The organism is Mycobacterium sp. 852002-51163_SCH5372311 (assembly GCF_001667115.1).
In the GTDB taxonomy this organism is placed as follows: Bacteria; Actinomycetota; Actinomycetes; order Mycobacteriales; family Mycobacteriaceae; genus Mycobacterium.
Genome location: NZ_LZIJ01000180.1, coordinates 17,244 through 40,197 on the forward strand (window position 1 = coordinate 17,244; position 22,954 = coordinate 40,197).

Genomic DNA, 22,954 nt, shown 5'->3' on the forward strand with positions numbered 1-22,954 from the left:
CCAGCGAGGAGACCCCATCATGACCCAACAATTCTGCGAGGCAGCGGTCGACGCCGTGATTGCCGGACACTACGACCGGCGCTTTACCGACCTGGCCGCGGCACTTGCCGACGAGCTCACCACGGGTGGTGAACTCGGCGCGGCCATCGCGGTCGACGTCGACGGCGAGTTGGTCGTCGACATGTGGGGCGGATACGTCGACCGCGCCAAGACCAGGCAATGGAATCAGGACACCATCGTCAACGTGTTCTCCAGCACCAAGAACATCACGTCGCTGGCGGCGCTGTTGCTCATCGACCGCGGCCTGCTGGATCCCTACGCGCCGGTCGCCAAATACTGGCCGGAGTTCGCCGCGAACGGCAAACAGGACGTCCAGGTGCGTCATGTGCTGAGCCACACCTCTGGCATATCGGGCTGGGAGATGCCGTTCACCATCGACGACATCTATGACTGGGAGAAGTCCACTGCGCAGCTCGCGTCGCAGCCGCCCTGGTGGCAACCCGGCACCGCATCCGGGTACCACGCGCTAACGAGTGGTCACCTGGTGGGTGAGATCGTCCGCCGCATCACCGGCATGCCTCTCAAAGAATTTGTGCGTCAGGAGATCGCGGTTCCTTTGGGCGCCGACTTTCAGATCGGCGCGCGACCCGAGGACGATAGCCGCATCGCCGAGCTGATCCCGCCGCCGGCCTTGGACATACCGTTGGACGCCGTGCCCGAGGATCATCCGATGCGAAAGACCTTCGCCATCATGGCGCCGACTCCTGAAGCTGCGTTGATGGCGCAGACGACCGCCTGGCGGCGCGCCGACATCGGATCGGCCAACGGGCACGGCAACGCCCGCTCGCTGGTGCGCGCGTTGTCGGCAATTTCGTTGGGCGGCAGTGCGAATGGGGTTCGTCTACTGAGCCAGGACACTATTGACCTGATCTTCGGAGAACAGGCCGACGGTATTGACCTGGTGCTGTGCATGCCGGCCCGGTGGGGCATCGGCTACGCATTACCGAAACGGGAAGCGGTGCCGGATATTCCGGCCGGGCGCATCTGCTTCTGGGGCGGCTGGGGTGGATCGATGGTTGTCATGGATCTCGACCGCCGGATGACGTTCTCGTATGTGATGAACAAGATGGGTCAGGTCACCGCCGCCGGGTCAGACCGCACTCAGAAGTACACCCGGTTGATCTATCAGGCCGTTGGCTGAGCTCCCCGCCGGTCGGGCGGCCTGCGCGCTCATGGGCGTCGGGTGTGAAGTGACGGCTTCGGTTGTGAAGTGACGGCTTCCGTTGTGGAGTGACGGCTTCGGTTGTGAACACACGGTTTTGGGGGTGAACACAGGGCGGGATTCAGGCTCATTTTCCACCGTGGATGCACACCCGAAGCCCAGGATTCACAGCCAAAGCCGACGATTCACAGCCTGCCAACGTTTGCGCGCCGGAAAGCTACTGCCCCATCACGTAACTCACGGTAGGGCCGGCTGTCCAGCCGCCGTCAACCGCGATCTCCGCGCCAGTCGTGTACGCGGCATCATCCGACAGCAGGTAGCTCACCGCGCCGGCGATCTCCTCAGGCAGACCGACACGGCCCATCGGGGTGTTCGGGTAGTTGCCCTCCCCCACTTGGATTCCCACCTGCTCGGTCATCGGGGTGTACGTCATGCCCGGATGCACCGAATTCACCCGGATGCGGTCGCCAGCCAACTCGATCGCAGCGATCTTGGTCAGGCCGCGAACACCCCACTTGGACGCACCGTAGCCCGCCGTAAGCGCAAGACCGAAAAGCCCTGCGGCAGAGGAGATGTTGACGATCGATCCGCCACCCGACGCCCGCATCGGCGCAATCACGGCTTGGATGCCGTTGAAAACGCCCACCAAGTTGACCTCGAGGACTTTCCGGAAATGCTCCACAGGTTCGTGCTCGATGAACTGTCCGGCCGAAATCCCGGCGTTGTTGACCAGTCCGTCGAGGCGGCCCAGTTCGGCGGTCGTGTAGTCCACCGCCTGTGCCCATTGCGCAGGATCGCTGACGTCCAAATGCACATAGCGGGCGGACTCGCCGAGTTCGTCGGCAAGTCGCTTGCCGTCGTCGTCGAGAAGGTCGGCGATCACCACCTTGCCGCCCCGTCCGACGATCTGGCTGCCGAATGCGGCGCCGAGTCCGCGCGCACCGCCCGTGACGAGGACTACCTTGCCGGACAATTGAGTGGAATTCATGTGACGACTTCTCCGTTTCGCGTTCAGTACCTTGCGCGAGCAGACGCAAAAGCACCCTTTTCGCACCGAAATTGGGCGCTTTTGCGTTCCCCCGCAAGCGGGAGGTGCCCCCAGCTCGCCATTAGTCGGCGGACATGTCGATGCCGAAAAGCATTGCCGCACTCATCTTCCGAGGAAGCTCGGTCAGGATCGCCGATGCCGCGATGCGACGCGGGAGCGTGACATATCGCCGCCCCCGCTCGATCGCATCGGCAATCGCATTGGCGACGACTTCGGGTTCCAGGTCTTCGCGCGGCAGCATGTGCAGCCGCTGGGAGCGCTCGATCGCTCGCCTGGCCGGCCCGAATCCGCGGATGCCGTCGATCATGTCGGTCTTGACCGCACCGATCTGCACAAGAGTCGTCTTTACCGGCTTGCCCCGTAGTTCCTGACGGATGCCGGCCGTGAAATGGCTGAGGCCGGCCTTCGATGTGGCGTAGACGGTGACCCCGGGGCTGACGCTGACCGCTCCCATCGACGATACATTGACGATATGTCCGCGGCCGCGCTGCAGCATCAGCGGCATGAGCTGGCGGCATAGTTCCATCGGCGCCATCAAGTTGACCTGCAGTAGATCTCGCATCTCCTGCGCGGAGGTGTCCGGAAGCAGCCGAACGCAGTCCAGACCCGCATTGTTGATCAGGACGTCGACGGGACCGTCGGCCTCCACTCGTTCGACCAATTGGCCAACGGCTACCGGAGCGGTGAGGTCGGTCGGGTATGCCTTGCCGCCAAGCTCCTTGGCGAGCAGCTCGAGAGCTTCTTGGTTACGGGCGACGAGCGCGACCTCCGCACCGCGTTGGGCCACCACCTCCGCGATGCTGCGGCCCAGCCCACGGCTGGCCCCGGTGATCAATACCCGAGTCTTGGTCAATCTCATGGCTTTTCCTTCTTGTTCTTCAAGGCCTCGCGCACCACCAGGCACACGTCTGCATTGGCCTGCTCGGCGGCGGGGATGTCGTCGGGCAGGTTGAAGAAGCCGTGGAACATACCGGGGTAGCGGCGGACGGTCGCAGTCACCCCCGCGACTTGCAGCAATCGCGCGAACTCCTCGTCCTCGTCGCAGAGCGGATCGATTTCGCCGGTAACGATGTGCGCCGGCGGCAAACCGGCGAGATCGGCCAGTATCGGTGACACCAGCACATCGAGCCGATCGCCGTCGGGGCCCAGGTACTGCTCGGTGAACCAGCGCATGTGCTCGATCGTCAGCACCCCGGGCGCCGATCTGGCGTGTGACGCGGAGGGTTTGCGGCGCTGGTCCACGACCGGGTAGATCAGCACCTGAAATGCGATCGGCGGCCCGCCACGATCGCGCGCGATCATGCACACGACGGTGGCCAGGTTCCCGCCCGCGCTGTCTCCGGCCAGCACGAGACGACTTGCGTCCCCGCCGAGTTCAGCTCCGTGCGCAGCCACCCACTGAGTGGCTGCCCACGCATCGTCGAGTGCGGCGGGATAACGATTCTCCGGGGCAAGGCGGTAGTCGACCGAGACGACAATGGCGCCAGCACCATTCGCAAGCCGTCGACAGCAGGCATCGTGCGAGTCGAGGTCGCACAGCACGAACCCACCGCCGTGCAGGTACACGATGAGTGGAACCCCGGAATCCGATGCCTCGGCTTCGAGCGGATGGTAGATGCGGACAGGGATCTCGCCACCGCCGTCCAGCCCGGGGACGGTGCGATTCTGCACTCGTGCGACCGGAATGTGCCGGCGCGGCTTGCGGCTGGCCCGCAGACTCTCTCGCACCTGCTTCGCGTCGGCCGTGCCGTCGCGCATCGACGCGAAAGCCGCCGCCATACGTTGGGCGGTCTCACGTTTCGCGGTGTCAGCGGCCGCGTCAACCTGAGTCACTTGTCCGCCCCTTGCTCGAGCCGGCTGCGCAGCAACTTACCGGTGGCGTTGCGCGGCAGTTCTTCCCGGAACTCCACCTCGCGGGGCACCTTGTACCGAGCGAGGTTGGCGCGCACGTAATCCTTGATGTCGTCGGCGCCGACCGAAGCACCCTCGGAGAGCACCACGTAGGCTTTGAGCCGTTGCCCGAAGTCCGGGTCGGAGACTCCGACGACGGCGACCTCGTCGACGTCGGGATAGGCACCGATCAAGTTTTCCACCTCCAGCGGATAAACGTTCTCGCCTCCGCTGATGATCATGTCATCGTCGCGGCCGTCCACGTAGAGCCGACCGGTGGTATCGAAATGGCCCACGTCTCCGCTGCTGAGCAGACCGTCGATGACTTCCTTTGTCCGGCCGTCGGTGTATGCACCGAATGTCAGCATGTTGCCGGCGAAGATGCGGCCGACGGTCCCCGGCGTGGTGACCGGGTTACCAGAGTCGTCGAAGAGCGCGACGCGGCACCCGACCGGAGGCCTGCCCGCAGTCGCCGGATCGTGTGCGAGGTCCTCCGGCATGGCGACGGTCATCACCGCGAGTTCGGTCGAACCGTAGAGGTTGTAGAGCACCGGCCCGAATCGGTCCATCGCGCGGGTGACGAGGTCGGGTGCCATCGCCGAACCGGACGCGAAAAGGATTCGCAGCGAGGAGGTGTCGTACTTGTCCAGGACATCATCCGGTAACGCCAGGATGCGCTGCAGCATTGTGGGAACCACGACCAGCACGTCGCACCGATAGTCCTGGACGGCGCGCAGCGCCTCCTCGGGGACGAACTTGCGGCGCAGCACCAACCGGTTGCCCAGCGCCAACGACAACACCGCCTGGCCCAGCCCCGTACCGTGGAAGACCGGGGCGGCCACATAGCAGGTTTCGCCGCGTCGCCGCGGTACCCGGTCCAGGAGCTGAGCGGAGAACAGCGGGGAGGATTTCTCGCGCGGCGCACCCTTGGGGGTACCGGAAGTCCCGCTGGTGAGCAGGGTCAGCCCGCCAGGTTTTGCGGGTGCCTCCACGGGTGCATCAGAAGTCGAGCAGACCAGCCGTTCCAGGGTGTCGGCGGTGATATCGGGGATGGGCCACGGATCGGACAACAATCTGTGAATGGATGGGTCGACCGCGTCGAGCAGACCGCTGAACTCGTAGTCGTGTACCAGCACCGAGATACCCTCGCGGCCAACAACATCAGCCAGTTGCGGCTTCGCGAATCCGGTGTTCATCAGCACCAGTCGTGCCCCCGCCTTGTTTGCAGCGGCGATGACCACGATGAGGTTGCGGTGGTCGCGGCACAACGCCGCGATCGTGGTACCCGAACCAATTCCCGCCCGTGACCATGCCCGCGCCAGGGCGTTCACTCGCCGATTCAGTTGGGCGAACGTCACGTCGCCGGCATCGTCGGTAATCGCCACCTTGTCGGGATCCCGATGCGCAGCGCTTTCGATGACTCCGGCGAACGGCCCATACTTCTTGGCGCACAGGAAGGATCGCAGTCCCTCGCGCGGGCCCCCGGTCAGGCCGGACTCGCGGAGCACCCGAAGACTCTGCATTGTCACGGCCATGTTGTCCATCTTCTGGCGGGCGCGACCCGGTGCCAACTGATCGGTCCATCTCTTCACGGTCGCTACGGTAGGGGCGCGAAGGGCTCAGTTGGGTGTACCTTCCCGGTCATCGGGAACAGATGCCGCCACACCATGCCGCAGCCGGTTGTCTGTCCCTGAGCGAATTGGAGGTAGCCGGATGCGCCGTCTTACTGGTGTCGACAACCTGTTTCTCAAACAGGAGAAAAGTACCCAACCCCAACACACCATAAAGGCTGTCGTGCTCGACCCGGCCGCGGCACACCAGCCGCTGACCTTCGATGCGGTCCGCGCGGCCGTCCCGGCGATGGTCGAACGTGTCGAGCCGCTGCGCTGGCAGCTGTTGCAGACCCGCATGGGCCGGCCCTGGTGGATCGAGCGTCCGCGGATCGACCTCGACCACCACGTCAGGCACGCGACCGCGGCAGCGCCCGGTGGCGATCGGGAACTGTCGGCGCAGATCGGCAAGATCAATACGGGCGCGCTTGACCGCGAACATCCCTCGTGGCAACTCTGGTACATCGACGGACTCGCCGATGGCCGAATTGCGTTGGTGCTGAAGCTTCATCACGCCCTCGCCGATGGCATGGCGTCGCTGCGGCTACTCGAAAGCATCTTCAGCTCCGATCCCTCCGAGCCATTGCCCACACCCGAACGCTCACTGGTCGACGAACAACGCCCGACAGCCGCGGCCTGGTACCGGACGGTGTTGAGACATCAAGCTGCGGCCGCGGCGAAGTTCCCCGGCGTGCTGGCCCGCTCGGCCCACACCGTCAAGACGGTACGCGCGCGGCGCAAGGCCGGCCGCCCCGGTTTCGCCGAAGCCTTCGCAGCCCCCACCGCCCGCTTCAACGCACCGTTCTCTGCGCGCCGCGAGTTCGCTTATATCACGTGCGATCTCGACGTCATCAAGGAGATCAAGAGTGCATTCGGGGTAACGGTCAACGACGTGTATCTAGCGGCGTGCAGCGGTGCCGTCCGGTCATATCTCGACCGTCACGGTGAGCTGACTGCCGAATCGTTGTCCGCTGTCGTGCCGGTGGCGGTCCGGCCACCCGGTGCGGAGGTGGACTGGGGTAATCAGGTGACCACCTGGTATACCTCGCTGGCCACCGACGTAGCTGATCCCGTTGAACGGCTGCAACGAATCTCGGCCAACACGAAGGCCGCCAGGGCGGTACACGACGAGCGCGACCTGTGGCTCTTCGGGGACTGGATGGAGTACTGGCCGCTGTTCTGGTTCTACGGGCGGGCTCTACCGATTGTCGGGGCTGCGACAAAGAAGCGTCCCACCTACAGCCTGATCGCCTCGAACGTCCCGGGACCGAAGACCCGTTTGTACTTCGCCGGGGCACCGATCGAGAAGCTGATATCGGTGGGCCCGATCGTCTATCCGTACGGCTTGAACTTCACCGGCTGGAGCTACGGCAACGACATGACGATCGGTATGCAGGCGTGCAGTGACCATGTGCCCGACATCTGGGAACTCGCCGACGGGATCTCCCGGGCGCTCGACGAACTGGCCGCATTGGCGCGGCCTAGCGTGAGCGAGCAGGAGGAGCTCCCCGCGAAAAGCCCGGTTTCGGACTGAAGTTGGGAGCTCTTTGGGGGAGTTTCGGCCTTCAGTGTGAACTGACGGCTTTGGTTGTGAACTGACGGCTTTGGTTGTGAACGCAGGGCGGCAATAGGCGCGGATTTCCGCCCAGGATTCACTGGCAACGCCCAGGATTCACACCCAAAACCAAGGCTTCACAACGAAACCCGAGGCTACAAGTATGAACCGTGGGCGCGTTGACATGAATCCATCTTTCCCGCATCGCGACAAAACAGTTGGCATGCAGCAGTCGCTTTGAAACGGAAGCTCGCGTCTGCTCGCTCTACCGGTCGACCATGTCTTTGGCCGCCAAGTAGCTGAACAGCATGCTGGTGCCGATCGGTGTGCCGCCGGCCGGGTAAGCGGTTCCACTTGGCGCGGCCATCGTGTTGCCGGCCGCGTACAGGCCCGGGATCGGGCTGCCGGAGGTGTCCAGGACCCGGGCAGCGGTGTCGGTGCGCAGTCCGCCCTTGGTGCCGAGGTCGGAAATCCCAAATGCGGCCGCGTGGAAAGGCGCCTTGTCGATCGCGACGAGCGGCGATTTCCCGCCGGAGAACGCGCGGTCGTATGCCTCGTCACCGCGACCGAAGTCCTCGTCGACGCCGCTGGCGACGAATTCGTTGAAACGGGCGACGGTAGCGACCAGGTTCGCCGGTGGCACTCCGATTTTGCGGGCCAGCTCCTCTAGCGTGTCACCGGTGTGCCAAAGCCCCGCGGCCACATACTTTTCCGGCTCGACCATCGACACGTTGGGGGCCTTGACCGGTGGCACCCGGCCTTCCTTGTCGTCGTAGATCATCCAGTACGGCAAGGTGATTGATCCAGCCTGCAATTGGTCGACGACGACGCGGCCGATCCGGTCGTAGGCCGCGGACTCGTTGACGAATCGCTTGCCGTCCTGGTTGACGAAGATCCCGCCGGTGAACCACAGCGCGAACGCGGAACGACCGTCGGGGTGGGTCAGGCCCGGCGACCACCAAGCCTGGTCCATCAGATCGGTGTCCGCACCGATTGCGATGGCCGCCTGATGCGCCTGGCCGCGATTTCCCCACGGGCCCATCGTGTCCCGAGCCTGGCCCGGCACGCCGTATTGCCGGCGGAGTTCCTCGTTGCCCTCGAATCCACCGGCCGCCAGTAGCACGCCCCGGCGCGTACGTATGGCGCGGTGCTGCCCGTCGGTCTCGACGATGGCGCCGATCACCGAGTCGCTTTCGGCCCCGACCAGTAACTGGATCAGCGCGGTGTTCAACCGAGCCGTCGCCGACGGATATCGCGCCGTTGCTTTGAGGAACCGGGCGATCAGCGCACGGCCACCGACGAAGTACTCGTCGGGTACCGGCGCACCGAGCCGATCGGTATCCAACGGACCACGTATCACGTCACGCAGTTGGGGAGCCTTCGAAACCCGAAGCGGTCGCACGGCAATGTGCCGTCGGCCGTCCAACCGGGCCTTGGGCGCCTTACCGAAATAGTCGGGCCACGGCAGCATTTCGAATTTGAGCAACTCGTCAGCCTCGAGGTACTCGATCAGCGGGGCACCACCGCGGACATAGGCTTCTTGTAGTTCATAGGGGGTGCGGTCACCGACCACCGCGTGGTAGTACTCCAGCGCGTCCTCGAGCGTGTCCTCGACACCGGCGCGCATGAGCACCGGGTTGCACGGGAACCACACACCGCCGCCGCCGGAGTATGCGGTGGTGCCACCGAATTTGTCGGTCGCCTCCACCAGCAGCACGTCGAGTCCCTCCCGAGCCGCGGTGTACGCTCCGGTTACGCCGCCGGCACCGGAGCCGGCCACCAGCACGTCGCAATGTTCGTCCCACCGAATCACCCTGGTACTCCTACGTGTAACGCTGCTGCCCATGTCGCGCGAACTCGGCGTCGAGTGACCGCTTTTCGTCGTTGCTCATCCGATGGTAGGCAGGCGTTCCGCCACGCCCCGTCCAGCGGTACACCGGCTCGACGGTATGCCAACGCTGCCGCTGCAGCTCTCGCTTCAGCACCTTGTTCGAACCGGTCACCGGCAGGCTCGCAGAGACCCTCAGCAAGCGTGGAAACCCCTTGCGCCCCAAGTTGTCCTGTCCAGACAGGTAGCCGGCCAACTCGTTGGCGTCAAAGTGCTCGAGGTCGGCGACCTCGATGGCCGCCATCACCTGGTCGCCCGAGCGCGGGTCCGGAACGGCGTATACCCCGGCGGCGACCACCCGCGGGTGACGACGCAGAACATGCTCGATGGTCAGCGCGGAGATGTTCTCGCCGTCGACCCGGATCCAGTCGCCACGCCGCCCTGCGAAGTACATGAAGCCTGCCGAGTCGAGGTAGCCCAGATCCCCGGTCCAGTACCAGCCGTTGCGGATGCGTTCGGCGTCGGCGGCGTCGTTGCGCCAGTAACCCTCGAAGTTGCGGCTGCCGTACTTGTCGACGATCTCTCCGACGGCCTCGTCGGGGTTGCATACTCGCCCGTGCTGGTCGAGAACCGCTGGCGCACAGTCCCGCAACGTCGTCGGGTCTACCACGGCGACGCCCGCGTGCGCCGGTCGGCCCAGCGCGCCGGGTGGGGACTCGGGATCGCGGGCCACTACCGCCCCGCCCTCACTGGACCCGTACCCCTCGAACAGCTCCGCACCGAAGCGGCGGCGAAACTCCCTTTGGTCGTCAGGTGAGGCTTCGGTGCCGAAACCGCGCACCAGTGGGTTGTCGAGATCGTCTGGGCGCTCTGGTGTGGCCATCAAATAGGCGAGGGCCTTGCCGACGTAGGTGAAGAACGTCGCGCCGAAGTAGCGCACGTCGGGCAGGAACCGCGATGCCGAAAAACTGGGAGTCAGGCAGACGGTAGCCCCGTTGGCAAGCGCCGGCGCCCATAGCGCCATGATCGCGTTGCCGTGAAACAACGGCATGCAGCAGTACTCCACGTCTTGACGATGGTGACCGAATTTCTCGCTCGCCGCGTACGCGATCCGGGCCAGCCGGCCCTGGCTGCACTTGACCGCCTTGGACGACCCCGTGGTGCCCGAGGTGAACAACAACAGCAGCAACGAATCCGGCCCGACGCCAGCGGAAATCGCTGGCTGGACACGATTCGCATCCACGAGCCGGCCGTAGGCTGCATCGTCGATGTTCAGGAATCGGTCCGGCTCCAGTCCGATGTCCAGACGGCGCAGTCGCTCCATGCCCGCGGAATCGGTGACGATCAGTTGGCAGTCTGCATGGCGGATTTCGGTGGCCAGGACTTCGGCGCCCCGGGTCGGGTTGATGCCGACGACCGTCGCGCCGGCCAGCGCGGCGCCACCCAGCCAGAACAGGAAATCGGGCACGTTCTCCAGCAGCAAGCCGATATGGAACGGCCCGGCACGCCGTTGGGACCGGGCCAGCGCCCCGCGCGCGGCCGATTCGCGAACCACGTTGTCCCAGGACCATTCCCGTTCGCGGGTGCGCAGCCCGAGATGCTCGTCGCCGAGACGATCGAGCAACATGGTCGCGATGTCGGCACGCATGTCAGGCGAGCGGATGCACGAGGTCGACGTACTGCTGCGGCAGATCTTCGCGGGACAGTTTGGTGATGCTGACCACCCCTGGATTGTAGGAGTCTTCTCCCTGGATCAGCCCGTTCTCGTCGACGGGCCACAGCAGCAACTGGCGGAAGACGATCAGGTAGTCGGCGTCGAGGTCGTCGACGGGAATGCCGATTCGCTGCGCCTCGGCGCCGGGATAGATCTGCTTGAGCAGACCTTCGGTGACTACGCAGTGGTCGTCGACGACGAGCCGTTGGACCTCGTATTCGAGGATGTTGGTCCTGGTGGCAAGAAATTGGGTGTAGTACTCCCGCACGCCCTCGGTGGTCTTCGGACCGATATCCCCGTCGGCACCCCAGAAGTGATAGTCGGGGTTCGGGGACAGGGTGGCCATGAGTCGTGCGAAATCCGGTGCGGCTTCGGCCTTCATGTGTTCGATCACGGCGTTGAGGACTACGCGCTGACGTTCGTCCGTGGTGTCCGCCAGCCGTTTCTCCAGCGGTTGCCAGGTCCGGGTGGGATCGATTACTGCCATGGACTGCTCCCTTGGGTGCGAAATTTCTACGTGAGATAGGGCGGGCTCAAACCTCAGCGGTCGCGGCCACCAGCCGATCGAGTTCCTCGGCGGCATGCGACACGAGTTCCCATGCGTCGTCGACCAATTCGGGGTCGACCTGAACGCCGACGTCGACATGATCGCCGTAGCTGAACACCGTCACATTCATACCCATACCGACCGCCAATGGCCCCACCGGGACGATGTGCTCGATGCGTGCACCGGCCAGGAACAGCTGCGACGGCGGGCCCGGCACGTTGGAAACGATCAGGTTGGTGTTCAACGGCATTCGCTGCTCGAGGTTGGCCGCCTGGTAGGCACGGAGCAGAGCGCCGAACAGCATCGGCGGTGCGATGTCGGTCAATCCGACGGTCTGGTTCGTCGTCAGAGCTTCGGCCAGTTTCTTAGCACTGTTCATGCCGCGGTGGATCGCCGTCAACCTGGCTACCGGGTCGCCGACGTCGGTGGCCAGCGATGCGACCATCGGATGCACCAGGTTGCCGAGTTCCAAGTCTTCGGGCGAGCGGGTAGACATGGGGACGGTGGCCAGCAGCGGGCGCTGCGGAAGCGCGTCACGCTTGACCAGGTAGTCACGAATCGCGCCGGCGACGACGGCAAGGATCACGTCGTTCACCTTGACGCCGAAGTGATTCTTCACATGCTTGACGTCGTCCAAAGCCAAAGAGCAGTAAGCGAATTTGCGGCGCGGGCCGAGGGCCCCATTGAACGAAGCTCGCGGCGCGCTGAGCGGCCGCGGCGGCGGCTCGGGCCGGCGCAGATGGCTGATCGTCGTGACGGCACCGCTTACTGTCTGGCGCAGGTACTGCGCAAGCTTGGGCGGCGACACCGCCGCACTCAGGGCTCCCCGGGCCAGCAGCTCGACACTCGATCGGCGCGGCGCCGCGTGGCTGTCAACGCTTTCCGCTGCCGGCCGCGATGCGTCGGGTGTCAGGTCGCACAATACGTCGGACAGGCCGGCCCCCGACACTCCGTCGACCATTGCGTGATGCGTCTTGGCAACAAAAGCGACCCGGCCGCCCTCGAGGCCTTCCAGGTACCAGCCCTCCCACAGTGGCAGACGCCGGTCCAGCGGACGGGCAAGTATTACGCCGATGATCTCGGCGAGTTCGGCGGGACCGCCCGGCGACGGCAAGGCCGCCCGATGCAGGTGCGCATCGAGCCTGAAGTCGGGATCGTCGACCCACACCGGCTTGTCCAGCCGGAACGGCACCTCCTGGATGCGGCGCCGAAACTGCGGAAGGTACTTCAGCCTGCTCTGAACGTGGCTACGCAACGTGTCGAAGCCGAACCCGGGCACCGAGCCGGGGTCCAGGATCATCAACCCCAGCGTGTGCTGGGGCCACGCCGTGGCGCCTTCCATCGACAGAAACATCGCGTCCATACCGGATAGTCGCTTCACGACTGAGACTCCATTCATTCGCGGTTCATCCGCGACCAGACGCCAACGTAACCGTCCGCGTCGGGCTACTGGCGAATGTCTCCCGATGGATGAGACGGTGGAGCGCGTCGGCTCGCTCGAGTGTGTGATGAAGCTGTTGATTCTGCGGTGAGGGCGCGGCCTACTCGCTCTTTCTCGCCGTAGGCGCAGAGTCGACAGCACTGTTGGTGCTAGTGGCGAAAGAAGTCCAGCAGCATGTCGTTGACGGTAGATGCCTGCTCGATCTGCGGACAATGACCGGCGCCCTCGACGACGGCCCAACGCCCACCCTCGATCTGCTTCGCGATCTGCGCGGCCCAACCGGAGGGCAGCAGCTTGTCATTCCCTCCCTCGACGACCAACGTCGGCACGGCGATCCGCTCGTAGGGTCGTGCGGTGGTGGACGTCGACGGCGCCGGGGCGTCAGGACGCCGAAAACGGGCCGCGGCCACCGCCTCCCACGCGCCGGGCGCTGTGCTCGACTCATAGCGGCGCCGCACGTACTCCTCATCCGCCGGATAACGCGGGTCGTAGAACAGCGCCTCGACGATGCGCCGCATTGCCGGCAGCGTCGCGTCGTACTGCTGGAGGGCCTGAAAGTGCTTATTTTGCTGGATCTCTCCGCCGCCGCAGACGATGACCATGCTGCGAATCGGCAACTGTGGTGCCTCCGATGTGGCATCGGTCAGGAGGTTGATGGCACCCATCGAGTTGCCTGCGAAATGCGCCGAGGCGATGCCGAGCAGCTCGCAGAACCGGGCGACATGCCGGATCCGCATTCCGCGCCCGTCGACGAAATCGACGACCTTCGCCGACTGCCCGAACCCCAGCTGGTCTGGTGCCAGCACCCGATAGTGCCGAGCGAGTGCGGCGATATTACGTTCCCACCCGAGTTCGGCACTCGCACCGAACTCGCCGCCGTGCAGCAGCACCACCGGGTCACCGTCACCGGCCTCCAGATAGCTGGTGACCAGCGCGTCGACCAAGATGGTCCTGCGATGTATCTGGGTCACTTGATTGCGATCGGATTAACCGGGGAACCAACGGCGCCAACCACTCTCAGCGGCGGCGCGATCAGCTGGAACTCGTAGACGCCGTCGGCGGCGCAGTCGTCTGCCAGCGCGGCGAGGTCCCAATACTCGCCGAACATCATCCCCATATCGCGCAGGCACAGCATGTGCAACGGGAAAGTTGTCCCCTCGACTCCGGATACCAGGTCTTCAACTTGCAGGTTGTCGGCCGCGACGGCGGCGATCTCGAGCTCGTGCAGCCATTGGGCACATCGCCAGTCCAACCCGGAGTAGCCCTCTGTTTTGTTACCAGTCATGAGAAACCTTGTCCACCAACCGGTCCGGATCAGCACAATGTCGCCGCGCCCGACGGTCACACCTTGGGCTCGTACGACCTCGTCCAGTTCTTCCGGCGTGATCGGATTGCCGGCCTCGAGAAAGACTTCCGCGCCGCGATGGCGAACCAGGTCAAGCAACACACCGCGGGAAGTGATGCCCTTGGCGTCGACCTTATCGATGCCGCAGTGGTAGGCGCCCATACTGGTCACCGAATCCGCCGGGAAGCCGTTGTAGAGCTTGTCGTCGTAGTAGACGTGCGACAGCGCATCCCATTGGCTGGCCGCCTGCAGCGGCATGATGATCATGTCGTCGTTGAAGCGGAAGGGGTTTTCGGCGGTCATGTAGCCGCTTAGCTGGTGCGCCAACGGGTTACGCTCCCACCCGGGCCCGTACTTGGCCAGTGTCCTGACGTCGCCACCGTCCACCGTCATCACGTGTACGGGGTTGTGCCGAAACTCGAAGGCGCCCTGCGGTCCTGACGCGCCGAAGTCAACACCGAGGGAGAACACCCGGCCGTGCCGGGCGAGACTGGCGGCGTGCGCGACCTTGTCCGCGGTGATGAAGTTCAGCGTGCCGAGCTCGTCGTCGTCTCCCCAGCGTCCCCAGTTGGAGACCTCGCGTGCGAGTCTGCGGAAGTCGGTCAAGCTGGCCACGAGGCTCCTTCCCCGAGTTCACCGGCGATCGCAGCGGCGATGTTTCCACCGTCGACCCACACCACCTGACCGGAAATATAGCTGGCTGCACGACTATTCAGAAATGTCAGCACCGCGGCCTGTTCAGCTGGGGCGGAAACCCGGCCCAATGGCTTGGGGATGCCGTCGAGGAATTCCTGTCCGTACGCCGTCCTGAGCTGATCGAGTATCGGCGTTTCGGTGACGCCGGGCCCGGTGCAGTTGATCCGGATGCCTTTGGCGCCGAGACGTGACACGTTCTGCATGGTGTAAAGGATGACCGCCTCTTTGGAGAACTGGTAACCGCCGCCCGTCAGCTCATCGGGGTGGCGTCGACACCAGTCGGTGCCCTCGCGCATGGTCGAGGTGTTCAGCAGCGGCGCCACGGCGTGCAGATGCTCCCGGTATCCGGAGGCGGCCAGTGAGGACACGCTGACGATGGATGACCCTGCCGTCATCTTCGGGATCAGCGCCTCGGTCAGATGCCGCAGACCAAGGAAGTTGATCGTGACGACGAGTTGCGGATCGCCGATTCCCGACGAGACACCGGCGACGTTGAACAGCGAGTCGACCTGGCCTATACCGGTGACCGCGCGATCGATCGCGACCGGGTCGGCGAGGTCGAGTTCGTGAAAGTCGTTGAGTTCAAAGGTCGGCCGGCGTTTGTCGAGTCCGGTCACGCCGGCGCCGAGGGCGGTGAGCTGTCGTACCACATGTTCGCCGATGCCCGACGCGCAACCGGTCACCACCGCGTGGCGACCGTCATAGCGCCACAATTCGTCGATGTTCTCCGACATCTCCGGCGATTCAGTCGGGTTCCGGTGTCACTTGCCCCGTTCCTTCAGCTCCTTCTCGCGCTGTGCCGCCTGGACGCGTCCCTCGTTGATCTCGGCCATTGCTTCGGGGATCTCGCTCGCGGTGAACTTCCCACCGCGGCCGGTGGGCAGCCCGCCGAAGGAGTAGCTCTCGTCGAACTGCGGTGCTTCAAAAGGTCGTGTCTCCGGCCGCCGCGCCTCGACCTTCTCGATGACCGGCGCCAGCCGGGCCGCCTTGTCGGCCACTGCTTTTTCGTCGCGCTCGATGAATTCGGGTAGCACCTCTTTGCCCATCAGCTCGATGGATTCCATCGTGCCCTCGTGGCTACGCGGGTTGAGCAGCAGAATGATCTCATCGACACCGCTCTCCTCGTAACCGCGCAGGAACTCACGCACAGTGGCCGGAGAGCCGATGGCGCCGCGACCCGGCCCGTAGGCCAGCGTCGGATCCTTCTCCACCTCTTCGAGATAGCGTTTCCACACGCCGGTCCGGCCCGGGGTGTGCACACCGGTCATGTAGTAGTGCATGATGCCGAACGAGAAAAATCCACCGCCTTGTCCGAGGCGTTGCAGTGCGAGCTCGTCGGTCTTGGCGACCATCATCGACAAGTCACCACCGATGGCAAGGATGTTCGGGTTGATCGCGGGCGTTACCGGGACACCGTTCTCCTCGAATTCCTTGTAGTAGCCATTGACCCGTTCGGTCAGGGGCCCTGGTCCGGTGTAAGCGAAACTCAAGGCGCCGATGGCCTTTTGGGCAGCCATCTGCACGCTCGCCGGACGCGTGCAGGCCACCCAGACCGGCGGGTGCGGCTTTTGCATCGGCTTGGGAATCACGTTACGCGCGGGCATCTCGATGTGCTCGCCCTTGAAGCCCGTGAACGGCTCCTCGATCATGCAACGGATCGCGACCTCGAGCGCTTCCTCCCACTGCGCGCGCTTGTCGGCGGGATCGATGTTGAATCCGCCCAATTCACCGACCGAAGACGATTCTCCGGTGCCGAACTCGACGCGTCCGTCGGAGATCAGATCAAGGGTGGCAATGCGTTCCGCGACTCGGGCCGGGTGATTGACCGCGGGCGGCATGTGCATGATGCCGAACCCGAGCCGGATGTTCTTTGTTCGCTGGCTGGCCGCCGCCAGGAACATCTCCGGTGCGGTGGAATGACAGTACTCCTCGAGGAAGTGATGTTCGGTAAGCCAGACGGTGGAGAAGCCGGCCTTGTCGGCGGCCTCGACCTCGTCCAGGCAGTCGTGCAGCATGATCCGTTCGTCGTCCGGCGCCCAGGGGCGGGGCAGGGCAAACTCGTAGAACAGCGAAATTTTCATCAATACCTCCCGTGGGAATCAAGGGTCTGTTCGGCCTGCTGGGCCGCCTGATCAGAAATGTGCTTTGCGGCGACGAAGCCGAAGGTCATCGCCGGGCCGATAGTCGCGCCCGCGCCGGCGTAACTGCGGCCCATCACCGGCGCAGAGGTGTTGCCCACCGCGTACAGACCGGGCACCACCGTGCCATCTGCCCGCAGCACCCGGGCGTACTCGTCGGTCCGCAGGCCACCGGACGTTCCGAGATCCCCGAGGACGATCCGGAACGCGTAATACGGCGGGTCACCCAGCGGATACAGGTTGGGGTTCGGCAGCGTCGGATCGCCGTAGTAGTTGTCGTACACGCTGTCCCCGCGGTTGAAGTCGTCGTCGTGACCCTTGCGTGCCAGCTCGTTGAAACGGCGGGCGGTCTCGGAAAGTTGTGGTGCCGGAACACCGATCTTGGCTGCCATCTCGTCCCAACTCGTGGCCGCCTTGACGACACCGGATTCCAGCCAGGCACACGGAACCTTGCGGCCGGTGGGAACCGGTGCGCCAGGGATTTTGGGTATCGGAAGATGACCACCGATGACGTAGCGATTCCAGGACCGGTGGTCGGTGATGAGCCAGCAAGGGATGTGGGTGACGCCGGACTTCTGGCCCTCGATCATCGCGTGACCGAAATCCATGTATGGCGCTGCCTCGTTGATGAAGCGCTTGCCGTCGCCGTTGACGATGAACTGCGCTGGCATCATCCGTTCGTTGAGCATGAACTGCATTCGGCCGTCCGGCCATTGCATCGCCGGAAACCACCAGGCCTCGTCGAGTAAATCGGTTGCCGCGCCCACTTTTTCGCCGACGCGTATCCCGTCGCCCATGGCTGCGGGATTGCCGAAGCTCCAATCCCGGTCCAAGACGGGCAGCTGTTCCTTTCGCCACGCGAGGTCGTGGTCGAAGCCCCCGGAGGCCAGGATGACACCGCGGCGCGCGACGATCCGCTGACTCCTGCCCTCTCGTTCCAGCACGGCACCGGTCACCGCTCCGTCGGGATCGGTGATCAGCTCGGTCATAGGGGAGTTCAGCCATAGCGGGATACCGCGTTCCTTCATCGCCAACCGCAGCCGAGCCGCCAGCGATTGGCCGATCGCCGCCATCCGCTCACCGAATACCTTGGCCCTGACCATCCGCGAAATCAGTTTCAGCAGGACGACTTTCCCGGCCCACGACTGCCTGATTCGGTAGAACGACCGAAGTTCCTTGGGCCCCAGCCAGATTCCCTTGGGGGCGAGCGCCAGCGGCTGAAGCAGGTTCCGCTCGTCGGCGCCCAGCGTGCGCAGGTCGACGGGCGGCACGTTGATGGTGCTGCCGAGTTCGGAGCCGCCCGGCAGCTCCGGATAGTAGTCGGCATAGCCTGGCTTCCAGACGAACTCGAGCCAGCTGGAGAGTCCCTCCAAGAACTCCAGCATCTTTGGGGCTGATTCGACGTACTGGCGTATCCGGGCGTCGCTGACCAAGCCGTCGGTGATCCGCAGCAGATACTCGACCACACCGTCGGGCGACGGGACGTAACCCTCCCGGCGCTGGGCGGGCGCCCCGGGCACCCAGATGCCGCCGCCCGAGAGCGCGGTGGAACCGCCAAATTGGGGCGACTTCTCCACCACCAGCGCATCCAGCCCGCACGCATGGGCAGTGAGGGCAGCGGTCATGCCGCCACCACCGGAGCCGACGATCAAGACGTCGACAAGGTTGTCAGCGCCGCTCATTTCGGCACCGCCGTTCTGATGGCGAAGCCGGCGATCAGCTCGGCGGCCGGCTTGTAGTAGCGCACCGTCGTCTGGTACGGCCCCGCGGTGGCCAGTGCCGCGAAAGCCGCCACCCACGTTCTGATTTCGTGCGCCGAGCTACCGCCCTCGTGCAATACGAAGGAGTTCGACCATTGATCGAGCTCATCGAGCCGTCCCGCGTCGACGATCTCCAGGAAGCGGTGGTCCCACATCGGGTTGAGGGGTTGCAGTTTGCTCTCCCCGCCGGCGAAACTCTTGGCGGCGTCGATCACCGCGGTCTGCCGCGCTTGGCGCTGCTCCGCCGTCATCGGTTCGCCTTCGACAATTCGCCGCAGGACAGCCGGGTCGGCCGTGTCCAGCGTCGGCACCGGCGGGCTATGGGACAGTCCACCGGATCCGATCACCAGGACGCGCTCGTCCAGGGTCGCCAGGTAGTCACCCACGGCGATACCCAATGCCCGGCAACGGTGTAGCGGCCCCAGCGGCGCGGCGATCGCGTTGATGAAAATCGGGATCACCGGGCGCGCCGTGGCCTCCCCAAGAAGCTTTTCCAGCGGCTGCACGGTGCCGTGGTCGACGTCCATGCCCGCCGAGACCGCCACGTCGACGCCGGATCCCAGAACGACTTTCGCGCAGTCGACCGCAATGTCTTCGGGCACGTCCAGCTCACCCAGGTGGGTGCCGTAGTCGCCAATTCCCTTAGCCTGCATACCGATACAGAATGGCGGCATCACCTTGTAGAAGAACCCATTGTAATGGTCCGGAGAAAAGATGGCGACAAGTTCGGGGTCGTAATCGGAGACGAAGTCTCGCGCCTGCGCGATCGCGGCCTCGACGTCGTCAAGCAGGTCCCGCGACGGCCCCGGTAGATTCAGCAGCGGGCTGTGGGACATACAGCACAGAGCCAGTGGCACTTGGCAACTCACCCCCTCCCGGCGTCAGCGCGAGGGTGTCGAGCAGCGACGCGCTCAGCTCCGGTGCGAGCTGAGCAATGCAGGCTCCCGCGATGCAGCGATCAGGCCGCAGGAATAACACGGACTCCTGGTGACCGTCGAACCAGGCCTTGAGACCACCACTGCGGTCCCCGACGATCACCACGTCGGAATCGTCGTCGCCAGTCCAATGCAGTTGCGTCAGTGGGCGCAGCGCAACGAACCTGGTACCCAACGCCTTCCACTTCTCGAACGCCTGCTCGCCGAGAATTTTGTGCGGATTATTGTTCCAGCACAGCACGGCGAACCAGTCGCCCAGTACATCGTCCAATAGCACATCACGTCGTGTTCTGGTATCGACGCGGGGCTGCACGAACAGGGTGCCGACCGGCGAGCCCGGTTGGCGCGGTTCGGCATGGACGACGGCCCCGTGCTCGTAACGCGGCATCGGCTTGAACCGCATTTCCAGCACATAGCGCTTGAGGGAGGGCACAATTGACGCTGATCGCACCACCAGGTCCCGCGCCGCGGCGACCCGGCGGTTGGTCGGCGAGATGACACGCCCCACCATGGTGGAGAGGTCGATCATGGCGCGGGCGTGCTTGCGCCGCTCCAAGTCGTAGCTGTCCAGCAATTCCGCGTTCGCACGGCCGGTCACCACCGCCGCCAGTTTCCAGCCCAAGTTGGCCGCATCCCGAATGCCGCTGTTGTAGCCCTGCCCTTGCCAGACCGGCATCAGGTGCGCGGCGTCCCCGGCCAGCAGCAGCCGGCCGCTGCGGAAGGCGCCGGCGATTCGCGAGTGGTGGGTGTAGACCCGGCGGCGGATCACGTCGACCCGGTCGGGGTGCGGGACCATCCGCGCCAGCATCCGCGTCAGAAACGCGGGGTCCTCGGCCTGCTCGTCGGTCTCGTTGGCGTGAATCATGAACTCGAACCGGCGAATACCGTGCGCAATCGAGATGGAGGCATAGGGGCGCTCCGGGTCGGCGCCCACCTCGCTGTTGGGGTGGCCCAGCGGATCGTTGGCGATGTCGACGACCAGCCACCGCGTCGACGACGTGGTCCCGTCGAACGACACGTCCATCATCCGGCGGGTAATGCTGCGGCCGCCGTCGCAGCCGACGACGTAACCCGCCCGCACACTGCGGGCTTCACCGTCGCCGCCGAGCTCGACCGTCACCACATCGGCGGTCTGTCGGCACGACATCATCGGACGTTCCCACCAGACCTCGACATGGTCGAATCTGTTCAAACCGCTGAGCAATTCGGCGTCGACCAGCGGCTGTACGAACCCGTTGCGCTTGGGCCAGCCGAAACGTGCGTCGGGCGGTGCCATTTCGGCGAGGATGCGACGCTGGGCGTCGTAGAAGCGCAGGATCTGGTTCGGCACGGTATGCGGCAGGACACGGTCCACCAGACCGATCGACTGGAAGGTGCGCAGCGCCTCGTCGTCCAGCCCGACGCCGCGCGGGTAGTCGATGAGCGTCGCCCGCTCCTCGACCACCAGCGTCCTCACCCCTTGCAGGCCAAGGATATTCGCCAGGGTAAGCCCGACCGGGCCGGCGCCGACAACGACAACATCGAAAACGTCGGCGCTGCTGTATTGCCCGGCCTCGCTCATCAACGCTCCAGCAGAAAGTCGAGATGCAGCCGATTGAAAGTCTTGGCGTCCTCGTACTGCGGCCAGTGGCCGCAGCCCGGCATGACCTCGAACCGCGCCCCGGGAATCATCGAAGCAATGCGGCGGCCCTCAGCCACATCGGCGGTCGGGTCGTCACTGGTCCACAGCACCAGCGTGGGCGCGGTGATCGCGCCATATTCGGCCGGTCCCAGGATGTTTCGGGCCCTGATCTCCGGATCTTGCAGCGCCATGATGTCGCTCATCGCGGCGACGAATCCTGGTTGGCGATATATCCGTTGGCGACTGGCGACCAGGTCGTCGTAACCCTTGGACTTGTCCGCCATCAACCACTTGATGCGCGCCTGGACCGTCTCCCAGGTCGGGTTCTCGGCGGCCGCCATGGACAGCGTGAAAATGCGCTGCATCACCGCCGGGTCGGCCTGCGAACCGCCGGCCGTGTTGAGGACGAGCCGGTCGACCACGTCGGGACGGTCGATCGCGGCACGGGCGGCCACCCAACCGCCGAGCGACTCACCGCTGATGTGCGCACGGTCGGCGCCGATGGTCCGCAGGACGGCCATCAGGTGCTCGACGTAGTGGTTGACCTCCAGCGGATGCCCCGGCTTGTCGGTATAGCCGTGGCCGAGCATGTCGATGGACCAGGTCCAGAAATGTTCGGCGTGTGCGGCCAGGTTGCGCACGTAGGCCTCGGCGTGCCCGGCGGACCCGTGCAACAGCATCAGGACCGGCTTGGCCGGATCGCCGGCACGCAGGTAACGGGTCCGAACTCCCCCGGCCGAAAGGTAGCCCTGCGAGAACTCGACGCCTTGCAGATCGCTCCAGATGCTTTCGAACACGATTCCTTCTGGGGTACCTCTCTGGCTCCTGCCGATGAGATTCCGGCTCTCGTATTCCGAATATCCCGTGTGCTAATATCGCACACTAATGTGCGTTATATATAGAGCTTCGCTCTCGGGTGGGGGTCTGTCAAGACCATGACGGGTTCGCAAACCCTGGCCAGGGGGCTGACCGCGCTCCAGCTGGTTGCGGAATCGGCAACCGGCCTGACCGTGCAAGAGCTTGCCGGGCGCGTCGGGGTACACCGCACCATCGCCTATCGGTTGCTGTCGACGTTGGCCGAGTTCCGGCTGGTCGCCAAGGGTGAGGACGGGCGTTACCGGCCGGCCTCCGGCCTGGCCGCGCTGGGTGCGTCGTTCGACCACAACGTGCGACAACTGAGTCTGCCGACCCTGCGCGCGCTGGCCGACGAACTCGGCACCACCGTCTCGTTGCTCGTCGCCGAGGGAGACCAGCAAGTGGCGATCGCGGTGATCGTGCCGACGCACGTGGCCTATCAACTTTCGTTCCACGAAGGCAGCCGCTATCCGCTGGACCGCGGTGCCGCGGGGATCGCCCTGCTGGCGAGCATGCCGCCGCGGCCGGGGGAACGTGAGCTGGTGGTGCGCGCGCGAGAGCGCGGCTGGGTGATGACGTACGGCGAGATCGAACCGAATACTTATGGATTGGCTGTGCCCGTACATCGGCGGGCGCCGTCACCACCGACCTGCATCAACCTCATTTCCCACCGTGAAGACGTCGTACTACGCGGCAAGGATGCGGTGATCAAAGCCGCAAAGCACCTGTCCGCCTTGCTGAGCTGAAGG

The 22,954-nt window shown here is 64.8% G+C and carries 19 protein-coding genes; 3 read left to right on the forward strand and 16 right to left on the reverse strand.

Annotation, left to right across the window (positions count from 1 at the left end; genetic code table 11):
* Window positions 1-19 precede the first annotated feature (19 nt).
* The gene (locus A5791_RS20765; RefSeq protein WP_067240845.1) at window positions 20-1,201 is read left to right on the forward strand and encodes a serine hydrolase domain-containing protein; all 1,182 of its coding nucleotides are present in this window, start codon (window positions 20-22) and stop codon (window positions 1,199-1,201) included.
* Window positions 1,202-1,439: 238 nt separating this feature from the next.
* On the opposite strand, the gene A5791_RS20770 is transcribed toward A5791_RS20765, so the two are convergent.
* The 4 genes from A5791_RS20770 to A5791_RS20785 form a co-directional block, all read right to left on the reverse strand.
* On the reverse strand, window positions 1,440-2,210 hold the full coding sequence (locus A5791_RS20770) for a glucose 1-dehydrogenase (RefSeq protein WP_067240847.1): 771 nt from the start codon (window positions 2,208-2,210) through the stop codon (window positions 1,440-1,442).
* Between the two features lie 121 nt (window positions 2,211-2,331).
* On the reverse strand, window positions 2,332-3,129 hold the full coding sequence (locus A5791_RS20775; protein WP_067240849.1) for an SDR family oxidoreductase: 798 nt from the start codon (window positions 3,127-3,129) through the stop codon (window positions 2,332-2,334).
* Window positions 3,126-4,103 (reverse strand): alpha/beta hydrolase, encoded by a 978-nt coding sequence (locus tag A5791_RS20780; protein WP_231995971.1) that lies wholly within the window; start codon window positions 4,101-4,103, stop codon window positions 3,126-3,128. The genes A5791_RS20775 and A5791_RS20780 overlap by 4 nt, the downstream gene beginning before the upstream one ends.
* Window positions 4,100-5,704: an acyl-CoA synthetase gene (locus A5791_RS20785; protein ID WP_067240852.1), complete on the reverse strand. Its 1,605-nt coding sequence runs from the start codon at window positions 5,702-5,704 to the stop codon at window positions 4,100-4,102. The genes A5791_RS20780 and A5791_RS20785 overlap by 4 nt, the downstream gene beginning before the upstream one ends.
* A gap of 169 nt (window positions 5,705-5,873) precedes the next feature.
* On the opposite strand from A5791_RS20785, the gene A5791_RS20790 reads away from it, so the two are divergent.
* Window positions 5,874-7,304, forward strand: coding sequence for a wax ester/triacylglycerol synthase family O-acyltransferase (locus A5791_RS20790; RefSeq protein ID WP_067240854.1), 1,431 nt, complete (start codon window positions 5,874-5,876; stop codon window positions 7,302-7,304).
* 286 nt (window positions 7,305-7,590) lie between these two features.
* Here the strand turns inward: A5791_RS20790 and A5791_RS20795 are convergent, their stop codons facing one another.
* From A5791_RS20795 to A5791_RS20850, 12 genes are all read right to left on the reverse strand, one after another.
* Entirely contained in the window at window positions 7,591-9,138 is a 1,548-nt protein-coding gene (locus tag A5791_RS20795; RefSeq protein ID WP_369828112.1) for an FAD-binding protein, read from the reverse strand.
* 10 nt (window positions 9,139-9,148) lie between these two features.
* Entirely contained in the window at window positions 9,149-10,801 is a 1,653-nt protein-coding gene (locus A5791_RS20800) for an AMP-binding protein (protein WP_067240858.1), read from the reverse strand.
* Window position 10,802: 1 nt separating this feature from the next.
* A complete protein-coding gene (locus A5791_RS20805) occupies window positions 10,803-11,354 on the reverse strand; it encodes a nuclear transport factor 2 family protein (protein WP_067240861.1) in 552 nt (183 codons plus the stop codon).
* Between the two features lie 46 nt (window positions 11,355-11,400).
* Window positions 11,401-12,795 (reverse strand): wax ester/triacylglycerol synthase family O-acyltransferase, encoded by a 1,395-nt coding sequence (locus A5791_RS20810; protein WP_067240936.1) that lies wholly within the window; start codon window positions 12,793-12,795, stop codon window positions 11,401-11,403.
* Window positions 12,796-13,004: 209 nt separating this feature from the next.
* The gene (locus tag A5791_RS20815) at window positions 13,005-13,826 is read right to left on the reverse strand and encodes an alpha/beta fold hydrolase (protein ID WP_067240863.1); all 822 of its coding nucleotides are present in this window, start codon (window positions 13,824-13,826) and stop codon (window positions 13,005-13,007) included.
* Complete coding sequence (locus A5791_RS20820; protein ID WP_067240865.1) at window positions 13,823-14,815, reverse strand: cyclase family protein; 993 nt, start codon at window positions 14,813-14,815, stop codon at window positions 13,823-13,825. The genes A5791_RS20815 and A5791_RS20820 overlap by 4 nt, the downstream gene beginning before the upstream one ends.
* Window positions 14,803-15,630 (reverse strand): coniferyl-alcohol dehydrogenase, encoded by an 828-nt coding sequence (locus A5791_RS20825; RefSeq protein WP_067240868.1) that lies wholly within the window; start codon window positions 15,628-15,630, stop codon window positions 14,803-14,805. The genes A5791_RS20820 and A5791_RS20825 overlap by 13 nt, the downstream gene beginning before the upstream one ends.
* A 27-nt stretch (window positions 15,631-15,657) precedes the next feature.
* A complete protein-coding gene (locus A5791_RS20830; RefSeq protein WP_067240871.1) occupies window positions 15,658-16,977 on the reverse strand; it encodes an LLM class flavin-dependent oxidoreductase in 1,320 nt (439 codons plus the stop codon).
* On the reverse strand, window positions 16,977-18,716 hold the full coding sequence (locus A5791_RS20835; RefSeq protein WP_067240873.1) for an FAD-binding protein: 1,740 nt from the start codon (window positions 18,714-18,716) through the stop codon (window positions 16,977-16,979). Before A5791_RS20835 ends, A5791_RS20830 begins: the two co-directional genes overlap by 1 nt.
* Complete coding sequence (locus tag A5791_RS20840; RefSeq protein WP_067240875.1) at window positions 18,713-19,630, reverse strand: 3-carboxyethylcatechol 2,3-dioxygenase; 918 nt, start codon at window positions 19,628-19,630, stop codon at window positions 18,713-18,715. The genes A5791_RS20835 and A5791_RS20840 overlap by 4 nt, the downstream gene beginning before the upstream one ends.
* Window positions 19,578-21,290: a bifunctional 3-(3-hydroxy-phenyl)propionate/3-hydroxycinnamic acid hydroxylase gene (locus A5791_RS20845; RefSeq protein WP_067240877.1), complete on the reverse strand. Its 1,713-nt coding sequence runs from the start codon at window positions 21,288-21,290 to the stop codon at window positions 19,578-19,580. The genes A5791_RS20840 and A5791_RS20845 overlap by 53 nt, the downstream gene beginning before the upstream one ends.
* A complete protein-coding gene (locus A5791_RS20850) occupies window positions 21,290-22,147 on the reverse strand; it encodes an alpha/beta fold hydrolase (RefSeq protein ID WP_369828113.1) in 858 nt (285 codons plus the stop codon). Before A5791_RS20850 ends, A5791_RS20845 begins: the two co-directional genes overlap by 1 nt.
* 138 nt (window positions 22,148-22,285) lie before the next feature.
* On the opposite strand from A5791_RS20850, the gene A5791_RS20855 reads away from it, so the two are divergent.
* Window positions 22,286-22,951: an IclR family transcriptional regulator gene (locus tag A5791_RS20855; RefSeq protein WP_067240881.1), complete on the forward strand. Its 666-nt coding sequence runs from the start codon at window positions 22,286-22,288 to the stop codon at window positions 22,949-22,951.
* Window positions 22,952-22,954: the final 3 nt, after the last annotated feature.